Source organism: candidate division KSB1 bacterium, assembly GCA_034521575.1.
In the GTDB taxonomy this organism is placed as follows: domain Bacteria; phylum Zhuqueibacterota; class Zhuqueibacteria; order Residuimicrobiales; family Krinioviventaceae; genus JAXHMJ01.
Genome location: JAXHMJ010000001.1, coordinates 461,545 through 475,974, shown reverse-complemented (window position 1 = coordinate 475,974; position 14,430 = coordinate 461,545). Strand labels below are relative to the sequence as shown.

Annotated in this window: 7 protein-coding genes; 5 read left to right on the top strand and 2 right to left on the bottom strand. The window is 43.6% G+C overall.

Annotated elements, in window-relative coordinates:
- A complete protein-coding gene (locus U5R06_02135) occupies positions 1 to 1,143 on the bottom strand; it encodes a cysteine desulfurase family protein (GenBank protein MDZ7721639.1) in 1,143 nt (380 codons plus the stop codon).
- A 226-nt stretch (positions 1,144 to 1,369) separates the two neighbouring features.
- Entirely contained in the window at positions 1,370 to 1,951 is a 582-nt protein-coding gene (locus U5R06_02130; protein ID MDZ7721638.1) for an NYN domain-containing protein, read from the bottom strand.
- Positions 1,952 to 2,448: 497 nt separating this feature from the next.
- Between U5R06_02130 and U5R06_02125 the strand changes: the two genes are divergently transcribed.
- The 5 genes from U5R06_02125 (at position 2,449) to U5R06_02105 (ending at position 14,411) form a co-directional block, all read left to right on the top strand.
- Entirely contained in the window at positions 2,449 to 3,240 is a 792-nt protein-coding gene (locus U5R06_02125; protein MDZ7721637.1) for a DEAD/DEAH box helicase, read from the top strand.
- Positions 3,192 to 3,671 carry a hypothetical protein gene (locus U5R06_02120; protein MDZ7721636.1) on the top strand — a complete coding sequence of 160 codons (480 nt, stop codon included), beginning with the start codon at positions 3,192 to 3,194 and terminating at the stop codon, positions 3,669 to 3,671. Before U5R06_02125 ends, U5R06_02120 begins: the two co-directional genes overlap by 49 nt.
- A 196-nt stretch (positions 3,672 to 3,867) precedes the next feature.
- On the top strand, positions 3,868 to 7,599 hold the full coding sequence (locus U5R06_02115) for a Zn-binding domain-containing protein (protein MDZ7721635.1): 3,732 nt from the start codon (positions 3,868 to 3,870) through the stop codon (positions 7,597 to 7,599).
- Complete coding sequence (locus U5R06_02110) at positions 7,596 to 10,424, top strand: helicase-related protein (GenBank protein MDZ7721634.1); 2,829 nt, start codon at positions 7,596 to 7,598, stop codon at positions 10,422 to 10,424. Before U5R06_02115 ends, U5R06_02110 begins: the two co-directional genes overlap by 4 nt.
- A 9-nt stretch (positions 10,425 to 10,433) precedes the next feature.
- Positions 10,434 to 14,411: an N-6 DNA methylase gene (locus U5R06_02105; protein MDZ7721633.1), complete on the top strand. Its 3,978-nt coding sequence runs from the start codon at positions 10,434 to 10,436 to the stop codon at positions 14,409 to 14,411.
- Positions 14,412 to 14,430 lie beyond the last annotated feature (19 nt).

Below are 14,430 nucleotides of genomic sequence, written 5' to 3'. Positions count from 1 at the left end.
TTAATTATACACATTTATACTATTTCTTTCAGTCTCTATCATTATTTCGAGCGCTTGTTCAATATCAGATACGTTTGTTAACCTGCTTGTACTAATTCTTAATGATCTGTTCACCTCACTTTCTTCAAGTCCCATTGCGGCCAACACATGCGACGGCTCTCCGCCCGTTGTACAGGCGGCTCCGGTGGAAACATAAACACCTTTATGACTCAAAGCTTCAACCAGCATCGCGGCATCCTTATAGGGGACCTGCAGGTTCAACGTATTACAGATGCGTTGCTGCGGGTCTCCATTTACCACAGACCCTTTTATGTCATTTAACAATTTATTCTGTAACCGATCGCGCAAGGTTTTCATGTGCTGCATATCTTTATCAATATTATTATGAACCTCTTTGGCTGCAACACCCATTGCAACAATACCCGGTACATTCTCTGTGCCGCCGCGGCGTTTAGATTCCTGATGTCCGGATAAAAATGGATTGATGTGCGCCTTCCTGTTAACATACAGTGCGCCCGTTCCTTTGAGACCATGAAACTTGTGAGCCGAGAGACTCAAATAATCACATTGTATTTTTTTTATATCAACAGGCAGTTTACCGGCCGCCTGAACAGCATCAATATGAAGAACAGCATTATATTTTTTCGCCAAATTTGATATTTCTTCAACCGGAAAAATAACACCGGTTTCATTATTGGCATACATGATGGACACAAACGCGTTGGGATTTTCTTTTAAACGTTCTTCCAATGCTTCCATACTGATTTGGCCTTTATAATCAACAGGCACATAATCAATCGAGTATCCATGATTTTTATATTCGGCCGCTGTTTCCATCACTGCTGTATGTTCCACAGATGAAACAATAACAGATCGTCTCTGTTTATCATGTCTCTGGAGTGCGCTTTTAAAACTTGTGACAATGCTCTCCGTACCGCCGGAAGTGAAAACAATCTCATGCGGTTCAGCCTTGATCATATCAGCAACATGCGCCCTTGCTTCTTCAATGAGCTTTCTGGCTTTAATACCTGCTGCATGAGGGCTGGATGGATTGCCAAAAACCTTGAATGTGTTGATAACAGCTTCCTTTACTGTAGGCAGTGGTTCGGTGGTCGCATTGTTATCAAGATAAATATCCGACATCTTTTATCCTATTCTTAATATTGCTTGAGTAACAAGCAATATTGATGCCATGAAAAAAGGATCGCAACAAATAATCGACTTAATTATTTATAATCAGTAGTTTGCATACATTCCTTAATTCATCTATTTTGTCATGAAATACCAGGATACGGCAATAAAAAGAGAACTTTGAGTGTCATATTTAACACCTGGAGTGTAATTTAAAAGACCTGTGATGTATATGGTGTTATCCAGACACATCCAACATCTTGCCGGCCTCTTCAAGCGCTATATGCCCATAGGACTGATTTCTCAACCGGCTGTCATGAAATCCGGCCTGGATGACTTTTTTATTGAAATAATCTTGTACACGGTGAACCGCGGGAAGATAATCAGAATCATCACTCATCAGAATACAGACATCATAATGATCGAGAAACGCCCCCATCAACATCTGGCATATTATTTCAGCATCAACACCTTTTTCCTCTCCGAGCTGTACCTGTCCATCTTTCTGTTTTGGCGGCTTGCGGTGTCCGTATTTAAAAATATACCCCTGCTCCCGATCCAATGATTTGAAAAATTTTCGCAGTTGCATTTCTTTGTTCGTCAATCTGTGTTCTCCCACTCCGACACACACATAAGTGCCGCAATGAACAACACGCTCAAATTCCGGATTGCAAAATGCTTCCGCATATAACTTGATCAAGTTGCTGTTCAGCGTATCCCACACATCAATGTCTTTGCGTTTAACATGATGTGCGCTCCCGTAAGAGATGGTAAAATTGTCATAGTCGATAAAAATGCAGAGACGAGTGAGGTTGAGCATGATGCGGTGCCTCCGGTTTTGGGTAGAGTTTTATTTTATCATTCATACAAGAATCTGTGACTCTTTTTCTTGAGATCAAGCTTTATAGAAAAATAGTACTTTTCACAAAATTAAAAAACAACTCGTTAATTACTCAACCTAAAAAACGCTGGATGTCAGTCTGTCTCGGATATTTTACAGACCGAGTGAACATTCCCATACCTAAAGATATTCATTTAGATGAATAAATTCAAATCATTTTAAAATCGAATATACCTTAACTCATATCATCAGATGATAATCACAATCAGTAAACCTGAGCACATTCAATATCGTATTCAAATTTAACAGTATCTTATATAAAAAGTCATGACCCAACAATGCAAAATCGTTTTGCAAAATCCTTGCGTTTCAATTTTAAAATAATTATTATAAGAAAAAGTGCTTGCTAAAATGACCAGCTGATTTTTACATGTCATTTGGGGTAAAATCGAAAACTCTCATTGACGGGGTTCAGGATGGATGTATTTGGTTTTCGCCATGATTTGATCACGGATTATAAAGAATACGTAAATAGTTTTCTCCAAATTCAGGATACTCAGATCAATGAGTATGTGAGCCGAAAGCTACAGCAAGGGAGTCTGTGGCCTGAACCCTTGATTCAACTCAATCCCTCATTCGAATCCGGTGAATGGGTGGATGAACTGGTTGATCAGAATGTATTGCATCCGGAATGCAGACGAATATTCAGAAAAAAATCTGATGCACAAGATAAAGGCAAACCATTACATCTTCATCTTCATCAAGCCCAGGCTATAAAAACAGCACAGTCTAATGATTCTTATGTATTAACCACTGGAACAGGTTCCGGCAAGAGTCTCGCTTATATCATCCCCATTGTTGACAGTATCGTCAGACAGGGATCGGGTAAAGGTATTAAAGCTATTATAGTTTACCCGATGAATGCATTGGCCAATAGTCAATTTGGGGAATTGGAAAAGTTCATCCAATGGGGATATTCTAAAAATAATTATCCGGTCAAGTTTGCAAAGTATACGGGACAAGAGTCAGATGAAACCAGAAGGGAAATCATAAAAAATCCGCCGGACATTTTACTGACAAATTATGTCATGCTGGAACTCATTCTGACCCGATTGGACGAAAGAAAACTAATTGAAGCAGCATCCGGTTTGAATTATTTGGTATTGGATACTGGCTGCACACATATCGCGGACGGCAAGGTGCGGATGTTTCGTTTCTGGTGCGGAGGGTTCGAGAGGCTTTTGCAGCTTATCACTTACAGTGTATAGGCACCTCTGCAACACTGGCGGGAAAAGGAGACTTTGGTGAACAGCAGAAAAATATAGCCGAGGTTGCATCTCAAATTTTTGGAACAACGGTCAAGCCGTCAAATGTAATCGGCGAAACGGTAAAAAGAGTAACACCAGATATTAAGATCAACGATCCCAATTTGATAGAGTCATTAAAAAAACAGCTTTTACAACCCGATTATAAGCTTTCCCCAAAATTCGAGTCATTTATTAAAGAGCCATTATCCATCTGGATTGAATCAACGTTTGGCGTTACAAAAGATAAAAGTGGACGACTAATTCGAACGACACCTAAAAGTATTGGCGGAGAAAATGGAGCTGCCGGAGAATTGAGCAAAGCTGCAGGTATTTCCGAAAAAAAATGTGCCAAAGCAATCAAAGATGCATTAATGACCGGTTATCGTTGCTGAACCCAACCCGGAAAATGGATTTCCACCTTTTGCATTCCGCCTGCACCAGTTTATCAGCCGCGGTGATGCGGTGTATGTATCACTGGATCATGAGAACCGGTATATCACCATCAACAAACAACAGTTCGTCCCCGGAGACCGGAACCGTATTTTACTCCCTGTTGCATTTTGTCGTGAATGCGGGCAAGAATATTACATGATAAGAAAACAACAGGATGATCAAGGGATACGCATTATTGCAAGAGAATTAAACGATCAACAAACTGATGATGATGAAATCGGTTTTCTATTTTATAACAAAAATAATACCTGGCCGCAGGATCCGGACGACGTTGTCAAAAGACTTCCAGATGACTGGATCGAAGAAAGAAATGAACAACAGGTTATTAAAAAGAATCGTAAAAAATATCTGCCCCATTCGATAACTATATCTCCAAATGGATATATTCATCAAAAAGGCAATAAATTTCAGTTTATTCAGGCACCATTCAAATTTTGCCTGAATTGTGGTGTTTCCTATGGCATACGGCAGCGAAGTGATTTTGCAAAATTATCAACATTGTCTTCAGAGGGCAGAAGTACGGCAACGACCATATTGAGCCTTTCTTCCATACGCTATTTACAAAACGATTCCAATTTGGAACCGACAGCCCGTAAACTGTTAAGCTTTACTGATAACCGGCAGGATGCATCATTGCAAGCCGGTCATTTCAATGATTTTATCGAAATCGGTGTACTGAGATCCGGACTCTATCAAGCTATAGTAAACAAAGGTGATCAAGGGCTTAACCATGATGAACTGACTATAGCGGTTTACAATGCTCTGAACTTTGCATTCGAATATTATGCCAGTAAACCCGGGGCTCAGTATCTTGAAAAGACAAATACGGAAAAAGCATTTCGCAATGTATTGGGGTATCGTCTATACAGGGATTTAAAGCGCGGATGGCGAATCACCTCTCCCAACCTGGAACAATGCGGATTGATTAAAATTGAATACAGTTCCTTGAGTGAAATCAGTAAAGACCAGAACCTATGGAATGGATGCAATGAAAATATCGTCCATGCCTCTCCTGAAACAAGACACAAAATTCTAAAAGTCCTGCTCGACTTTATGCGCCGGGAATTGGCTATTCAAGTTGATTACCTGGATAGTGAATTCCAGGAACGCTTACAGCAACAAAGCAGCCAACACCTTGTGGCGCCATGGGCCATTGATGAAAATGAAAGAATGATTCATGCCTCTGTGCTTTATCCACGATCAAGAAAGGAACGTGATTATTCAGGTAATATCTTTTTATCTGCCAGAGGCGGATTTGGAATGTATCTCAGGCGCTCTACCACGTTTCCGGATTCTAAAGACCTTTTATATTTAGAGGATACTCAAACGATCATCATTCAAATACTTGACAAGATATCTGAAACAGGTATCATTGCCAAAGTGGATGAACCAGCAGATGAAAATTCGGTAGCAGGTTATCAATTATCAGCTGCTTCTATCATCTGGAAACCCGGTGACGGGACACAAGCTTTCCATGATCCCATCCGTGTTCCCAATCAGCCGGAACAAGGCAGCCGTACGAATCCGTATTTTCTTGAATACTATCGTAAATACGCAAAAAGCACGCACACATTGGAAGCCAGAGAACATACTGCACAAGTTCCGTATGACGATCGGGAACATAGAGAACAAAAGTTCAGAAAAGCAGAATTGCCCATTCTATTTTGCTCACCAACCATGGAACTGGGAGTTGACATTGCCGAATTGAATGTTGTAAACTTGCGTAATGTCCCTCCAACCCCCGCCAATTATGCACAACGCAGCGGAAGAGCCGGACGAAGTGGACAACCCGCCATGGTATTTACTTATTGTACCACGGGCAGCCCGCATGATCAGTATTTCTTTAAACGTCCGGGCTTGATGGTTTCAGGAAATGTCACTCCACCAAGAATGGACCTGGCCAATGAGGATCTGATCAAAGCGCATATTCACGCTATATGGTTGGCAGAAACCGGTACGAGTTTAGGAAAATCATTAAAAGACATTCTCGATTTGAGCGGAGAAGAACCTTCTCTGGAATTAACTCAATATTTCCGGGATAGTATTGAATCAAAAGAGGCAATAATCAGGACAAAAAATCAGGCTGAACAAATATTACAGAACGTCCAAAATGAATTGAAAAAAACCGATTGGTACCATGATGCCTGGTTAGAAAGTGTTCTCAATAATGTGGTAGCAAGCTTTGACAGAGCCTGTGACCGTTGGCGAAATTTGTACTGGTCCGCCCTGGCCCAGGCAAAAGTGCAAAGCCAGATCATTCTGGATGCGACAAAGACGCAAAAAGAAAAATCCCGAGCGGAAAGACAAAGACATGAAGCGGAAGCACAATTGAAACTATTGACCGAAGTTGGCAATGTGGTTCAATCCGACTTTTACAGTTATCGTTATTTTGCCAGTGAAGGTTTCTTGCCCGGATACAATTTTCCCAGGCTGCCTTTATCAGCCTATATACCCGGCCGACGCACCAAGCAAAAGGATGAATTTTTGTCACGTCCCCGTTTTCTTGCCATTTCAGAGTTTGGTCCCCGCTCATTTATTTATCACGAAGGCTCTCAATATGTCATTCATAAAGTCATATTACCTGTTCATGATGAAACGTTGAACACAGGCACAGCAAAGATCTGTTGCGAATGCGGATATCTTCATCCTGTATCCGATGGTGTTGGTGTTGATTTATGCGAGCTTTGCGGCAGTCCACTGGATAATCCGATGAACAGACTTTTTCGACTTCAGAATGTCTCTACAAAACGCAGAGACCGGATCACCTCTGACGAAGAAGAACGAATGCGATTGGGATATGATCTGTTGACTGGAGTTCGATTTAATGGCAATAATCCACATCTTTATGGATGGATTGAATCAGAAAATACCAGAACCGCTACATTAAGATATGGCCACACGGCCACCATCTGGCGGATCAACCTTGGCTGGAAACGGCGTAAAATCAGATCACAGCTTGGATTTATGCTGGATACAGAACAGGGCTTGTGGGAGCGAAATGAAACCACATCAACTGACGATGATGATGTATTTTCCAGAAGAATTGAACGGGTAATTCCCTTTGTTGAGGACAGAAGGAATTCACTCATCATAGAACCGACACAGCAACTGGATATGGGGCAAATGGCTTCTTTGCAATCCGCCTTGAAAGCTGCAATTCAAATTGAATTCCAACTGGAGGACCAGGAGCTGGCGGTAGAGCCTTTGCCGGATTATAATAGCAGAAAAAGTATTTTAATTTATGAATCCGCCGAAGGTGGCGCCGGTGTATTGCGGCGATTGCTGTTTGCACCGCAAGAATTTAAAGCAGTGGCACGGCGAGCGCTTGAGTTATGTCATTTTGATCCTGCAACCGGTGAGGATTTAAAACGTGCTCCTTTTGCAGATGAAGATTGTGAAGCGGCCTGCTACAACTGTTTGATGAATTACGGCAACCAACCTGATCATGAACATCTGGACCGTCACAAAATTAAAAATATCCTTTTACAATATGCCAACTCTACCGTGCATTTGTCACCGGTTAACCAAACCCGTGAGCAACATTTCAAAAATTTACTAAAGTTATGTGATTCCGAGTTGGAAAAAAACTGGTTGCGGATATTGGAAAAAAACGAAATGAGATTACCTTCAGAAGCACAGCCTCTCATTCATACCTGTGAAACAAGACCTGATTTTTTATATAAAGAAAATCAGGTGGCGGTTTATATCGATGGTCCTTATCATGATTATCCCGAACGACAACAACGGGACCATGAAAAGACAGAATGCATGGAAGATTATGGATACACAGTCATCCGCTTTGGTCATCAGCAGGAGTGGTTAAAACAAATCGAAAGATACCCCAATATATTCGGGAGTCACGAATGAGTTTTGCAGTCGGTACGCTGGTCAATGTACGTGGACGGGAATGGGTGGTTCTACCCGGCACAAAAGAAGAGTTGGTGTTGGTGCGCCCCCTTGGAGGTACGGATGATGAATCGACGGGGATATTGCCTTCATTGGAAAAAATAACACATGCCCAGCTGGAGCTGCCTGATCCTGCCGAAATCGGAGACTATCGCTCCTGCAAATTGCTGAGGGAAGCCCTGAGAATAGGATTTCGTTCGAGCGCGGGACCATTCCGCTCCTTTGGTAAACTGGCGGTTGAACCCAGACCATACCAGATTGTGCCGCTTTTGATGGCGCTTAAACTGGACCCCGTTCGTTTGCTTATCGCGGATGATGTGGGTATCGGAAAAACTATCGAAGCAGCGATGGTTGCCAGAGAACTGCTTGACCGCGGTGAGATTAAACGTATTGCTGTTTTGTGTCCACCCCAATTGGCTGAACAATGGCAAAACGAGTTGCGCGACAAATTTAATATCGATGCAGAACTGGTGTTAACCAACACAGCGGGACGTCTGGAACGACATTGTTCTCTTGGCGAATCCCTTTTTGCCCATTATCCCTATGTGGTGGTGTCAACTGACTTTATCAAATCTGACCGGCGGCGTGACGAATTTTTACGCACTTGTCCGGAATTTGTCATTGTGGATGAGGCTCATTCATGCGCCTATTCCAGTGCATCCAACAAAGGACAACACCAACGGCATCAGTTGGTGTCCGGTCTGTCAGAGAATTCCAACCGGCATATGGTATTTGTCACAGCGACACCGCACAGCGGCAAGGAGGACACGTTCCGTTCCCTTTTATCATTTTTAAATGCCAAATTTTCTGATTTGCCGGATGATCTGACCGGCAAAGAAAATGAACATCACCGCCGTGAACTGGCACAGTATTTTATCCAGCGCCAACGTGGAAACATTAAACAATATCTGGGAGAAAACACCCGATTCCCGGAGCGGGAATTAATAGATCCCGACCCCACTTATACCTTATCCCAGGCTTATCGAAGTTTTTTTTATAAAGTGCTGGCCTATGCCAGAGAAACCGTCAGCGATCCTTCAGGCATGAATTTCCACCAACGGGTTCGCTGGTGGTCTGTGCTCGCCCTGCTGCGCTCACTGGCATCGAGTCCGGCAGCTGCTGCCGCCACATTGCGCAACCGCGCCGCCAGCGCAGACAGCGAAACGACAGAAGAAGCTGATGACCTGGGAAAAAGAACCGTATTAGACCTGGTGAATCATGATACCAGCGAAGTCATGGATGTGGTGCCGGGCAGCGATATCGGTGAGCTTGCCGCTGATGAACACAAAAACCGCAAACGCCTGCTTGCTCTGGCAAAGGAAGCCGAAACTCTGTTAGGAGAAAATGACTACAAGCTTTCAGGCGCCATTGATATCATTAAAAAAATGCTGGGTGACGGTTTTAACCCGATTATTTTTTGCCGATTCATCCCCACAGTGGAATATCTGGCCGACGAATTACGTAAAGCCTTGCCCTCTTCTGTTGAAATCGCTGCCATTACCGGTAATATCCCACCATCAGAACGTGAGAGTCGCATCCAGGAATTGGAGAAAAAAAATAAAAAGCGTGTGCTTGTCAGCACAGACGCATTAAGCGAGGGAATCAACCTGCAAATGTATTTTAACGCTGTTCTGCACTATGACTTGTCGTGGAACCCAACCCGTCACGAACAACGCGAAGGCCGGGTTGACCGTTTCGGACAGCCGTGTGATACAGTACGGATCGCCACCTATTACGGTGTCGACAACCAGATAGACGGTATTGTGCTGGACGTCCTGATTCGAAAACACCAGAATATTCGTAATTCATTGGGCATCTCCATTCCGGTGCCGGCAAATTCGGATCAGGTGATCGAAGCCATCTTTGAAGGCCTTTTGCTGCGATCCAAACCCGAAAAATCCGACCAACTGTTGTTGCCGGGTTTTGAAGAATTTATGAAACCCCACAAGGATGAGTTGTATAGACAATATGACGATTTGTTCAATCGGGAAAAAATTTCACGTTCACTTTTTGCCCAGCAAACCCTCAAAGTTGACCAGGTGATGCGGGAATTACAGCAGGCCCGAGATTCGATCGGCAGCAAAGACGATATCACACGATTCGTCGAGACCGGTTTTAAAGCGCTGGGTGGTTTTGTAGAAAAAAATGGTCATTATAGCTTTGATGTCTCTGAAACCCCGCAAGCACTTCGAGATGTCATCGGAGTACAACAAAAATTCAAGGCACAATTCGATCAACCGGTCAAAGAAGGTGTGACTTATTTAAATCGAACTCATCCTATAGTAGAGGGACTGGCCACATACTTGTTTGATACCGCAATTGAAGCTGATGAGAACAGTATCGCCAAACGCTGCGGGGTTATTCGAACGCGTCAAGTGGAACGCCGGACCACTCTGTTTTTAACCCGTTTTCGTTTTCATATTCTTAATAAATCTACCAAAGAAGAAACAGTGTTGTTAGCAGAAGACGCCTCTATCCTGGCATTTCGCGGTTCACCCGGCAACGCAGAGTGGATTGAGGATGATCATATAGATCAGCTTTTAGAGTTGCAGCCGGACGCCAACACGCTGCCGGACCAGGCCTCAAATCATCTGCAGCAGGTTATTCAAGAATATGAAAATCTGAAACCGCACCTGGAACAGGCTGCCAGCGAACATAGCAAACAACTGCTGCAGTCCCACATCCGTGTGAGGAGCGCTGCTCATTTAAAAGGAGTCAAAACCTATATAGAACCGGTATTACCCGTTGATGTATTGGGGATTTATATCTATTTACCCATAAACTAGGCAATAGTCATGCAAACGCGCGCCAAAGACGTATTCACCACCATCCATGTTGAAGGGGCTATTCTGCCGCCGGACTTGCTGCAACGTATCTCCCAGGGTGATAATGAACTGGACGGATTAACACCGCAATCTTTCCACCTGCTGGAAAATGAAAAAATCACAGAGGCAATAAGCCGGTCATGGAACCGCATGCTGGGCGCGTGGACAGCTTTCCAGGATCATTTAAATAAACTGTCAGAAACCGATATTGCGACTTCAACAACCCGTGAAAAGTGGTTACTGCATCTGTTTCGGGAATTGGGATACGGGCGATTGACAACCGCCAAAGCAATCGAAATCGAAGGTAAATCATATCCCGTTTCTCATATGTGGCAGAACACGCCTATACATCTGGTCGGTTATCGTATAGATTTAGACAAACGCACCGCCAGAGTGTCCGGCGCGGCGCGCAGCAGTCCACACAGCATGGTACAGGAATTTCTCAACCGTTCCGATGATCACCTTTGGGCGTTTGTCTCTAACGGCAAAACATTGCGTATCCTGCGCGATAATGTCAGCCTGACCCGACAGGCGCATGTTGAATTTGATTTGCAGGCCATGATGGATGGTGAGGTCTACTCAGATTTTGTATTGTTATGGCTGCTATGCCACCAGTCGCGCGTAGAAGCTGAAAAACCGGAAAACTGCTGGCTGGAACGCTGGTCAAAGGCGGCCCAGGAACAAGGCACACGCGCTTTGGATCAATTGCGCAAGGGCGTGGAAGATGCCATCACTGCGCTGGGGAAAGGCTTTTTATCACATAAATCTAATCAATTGTTAAAAGAAAAGCTGCGCAAGGGTGATCTGGACAAGCAGGATTATTACCGTCAATTGCTGCGTCTTGTTTATCGGCTGATCTTTATGTTCGTAGCCGAAGATCGGGACGCCCTGCTGGTGCCAGAGGCTCCGCAAATGCACAAAACGCGATATTTAGAATATTATTCCACAAAGCGCATCCGACAGCTTGCGCTCAAGCGCCGCGGCAGCAAACATGCTGATTTGTACCAGGGATTCAAAGTGGTTACCCGTTTGCTCGGTGAACAGGGATGTCCGGAGCTGGCCCTTCCGGCCCTGGGAAGTTTTCTTTTTTCCGAACGCTCCATAGAGGACATTATAGAGTGTGACATTGTCAACCGCGATTTCTTGGATGCCATCCGCTCGCTGGCAGTGATTGTCGACAGCCGCACACGCCGTCAGGTCGATTATAAAAACCTGGGATCTGAAGAACTGGGCAGCGTGTACGAATCTTTGCTCGAACTGCATCCTGAACTGGATGTCAATAGCGGCCATTTTGAACTCAAAATGGCCGGAGGCAATGAACGCAAGTCCACCGGCAGTTATTATACACCTTCGAGTCTAATCCAGGTTTTGCTTGACTCGGCGCTCGATCCGGTGCTGAATGAAGCAGTAGCAAAAAAGAACCCCAAACAGGCAATATTGGATTTGAAAATATGCGACCCGGCCTGCGGCAGCGGTCATTTTTTGATTGCAGCCGCACACCGCATGGCACAACGTCTGGCAACTGTAGAAACGGGGGACGAAGCTCCGGCGCCGGATGCCGTACGCCATGCTTTGCGCCAGATTGTGGGCCATTGTTTATACGGTGTCGATATCAATGAAATGGCTGTGGAACTGTGCAAAGTCGGACTGTGGATGGAAGCATTGGAACCGGGAAAACCCCTGTCTTTTCTCGATCACCACATCCTTTGCGGCAACAGCCTGCTGGGCACTACGTCCGCCCTGCTGAAAAAGGGCATCCCGGATGAAGCGTTCAAGCCTATTGAGGGTGATGACAGAAAACTATGCTCCCAATATAAAAAACAAAACAAACGAGAACGCCAGACCCAACAATCCGATTTGTTTTACGATCTGTCTTTGCCCTGGAACCGACTGGGAGATTTCTCCACCGCCATGACAGAGGTGAACGAATTTTCCGACGAGTCAATTGTAGATATTCACGCCAAGCAACGAAAATACCACAAAGCCGTGCATTCTTCCGGATACCGGTTTGGTCATTTGCTGGCTGACCTCTGGTGCGCGGCCTTTGTATGGAAAAAAGATGGAGAACTCCCCTACCCGATTACCGAAGATGTGTTCCGGCAGGTGCAAAAGAATCCGCATCACATACCCCCCTGGATGTATGCACAAGTACAGCGCCTGAAACAGCAGTATCAGTTTTTTCACTGGCATTTAAGCTTTTCGGATGTATTTCGAGTACCGGCGAAGAATGAACAGCCTGATAATGAGCACACCGGATGGTGCGGTGGTTTTGATGTGGTGCTGGGAAATCCGCCCTGGGACCGCATCAAACTGCAGGAAAAAGAATGGTTTGCCGAACGCCACCCGGATGTTGCCCGGGCGCCCAATGCCGCCAAACGTCGAGCCATGATTGCGCAATTGAAGAACAATGATCCGGCATTGTATCAAGATTTTATGAAAGCAAAAAGAGCAGCCGAAGGCGCCAGCCATTTTATCAGAAACACGGGCCTCTATCCATTGACCGGCAGAGGTGATATCAACACCTATACAATCTTTGCCGAATTAAAGCGCCATATAATCAATTTAAACGGGCAGGTAGGATGTATCATTCCTTCAGGCATTGCTACTGATGATACTACAAAATTCTTTTTTCAACACCTAATGGAGGGAAAAAACCTGTTAAAGTTATATGATTTTGAAAATAAAAAAGGAATATTTCAAGGAGTTCATAGAAGTTATAAGTTTTGCCTGCTTACCCTGACCGGATCAAATCGACCAGCCGAGACCGGTTCGGATTTTGTTTTTTTTGCACTTGATACTGCTGATTTGAATAATGAGGATCGACACTTTAGTCTATCAGATGATGAAATTAAGCTCATTAATCCCAACACACGCACTTGTCCCATTTTTCGTAGCAAACACGATGCAGAAATAACAAAAAATGTTTATCATCGTATACCAGTATTAATAAAAGAAAGTAATTCTGAGCGCGGTAATCCATTGGGGCTTAGGTTTTTCACTGTTTTTCATATGACAAATGATTCCCATTATTTTAAAACTAGAGAAAATCTTGAAAGTGATGGCTGGAAATTAAATGGTAACTTTTTTAGGAAAGGGGACAAAAAGTATTTACCATTATATGAAGCAAAAATGGTCTGGCATTTTGATCATCGTTTTGGTTCCTATGAAAATGTACCTCCGGATAGCACTAGTACTCAATTGCCGGAGACAAAAGAAAAAGACCATATTAATCCATATTATACTGTATTGCCACGATACTGGGTGTTTGAAAATGTTGTTAATGAAAACCTTTTAAATAATTGGAAATTGAATTGGATAATTGGTTTTCGTGATATTACAAATACCACAAATGAAAGAACGATGATTTCATCAGTCATACCATTTTCAGGAGTAAGCAACAAATTCCCACTGATGATAATGAATAATCAGTCAATTAAAGTTTATATTTTACTGATTTTTAATTTAAGTAGTTTTGTCTTTGATTATATTGTGAGACAAAAAATGGGCGGTACTAGCCTAAATTATTATTTAGTAAAACAGTTACCAGTTTTAAATCCAATTGATATTAGAAAACCTATACTGAATAACATTGTTGAAAAAGCGTTAGAATTATTTTACACATCGTGGGACTTGAAAGCTTTTGCAGAAGATTGTGGATATAGTGGCACTCCCTTTAAATGGAATGAAGAACGCCGTTTTCTCATTCGCTGCGAACTGGACGCTGCCTATTTTCATTTATATGAAATCGAACGCAATGATGTGGATTACATCATGGACACGTTCCCCATCGTCAAGCGCAAAGACGAACAGAAATACGGCGAGTACCGTACCAAACGTGTCATCCTGGAAATCTACGATGAAATGGCCGAGTCTATGCGCACGGGGAAACCGTATCAAACCCAGCTGGACCCGCCGCCTGCTGATCCGAGGGTGGCGCATGAGGAATAAACTCTGATATTAAAAACTA

Coding starts and splice junctions, on each gene's coding strand:
- U5R06_02110 (MDZ7721634.1), top strand. CDS start 7,596: ATGAGTTTTGCAGTCGGTACGCTGGTCAATGTACGTGGACGGGAATGG.
- U5R06_02115 (MDZ7721635.1), top strand. CDS start 3,868: ATGATAAGAAAACAACAGGATGATCAAGGGATACGCATTATTGCAAGA.
- U5R06_02130 (MDZ7721638.1), bottom strand. CDS start 1,951: ATGCTCAACCTCACTCGTCTCTGCATTTTTATCGACTATGACAATTTT.
- U5R06_02105 (MDZ7721633.1), top strand. CDS start 10,434: ATGCAAACGCGCGCCAAAGACGTATTCACCACCATCCATGTTGAAGGG.
- U5R06_02135 (MDZ7721639.1), bottom strand. CDS start 1,143: ATGTCGGATATTTATCTTGATAACAATGCGACCACCGAACCACTGCCT.
- U5R06_02125 (MDZ7721637.1), top strand. CDS start 2,449: ATGGATGTATTTGGTTTTCGCCATGATTTGATCACGGATTATAAAGAA.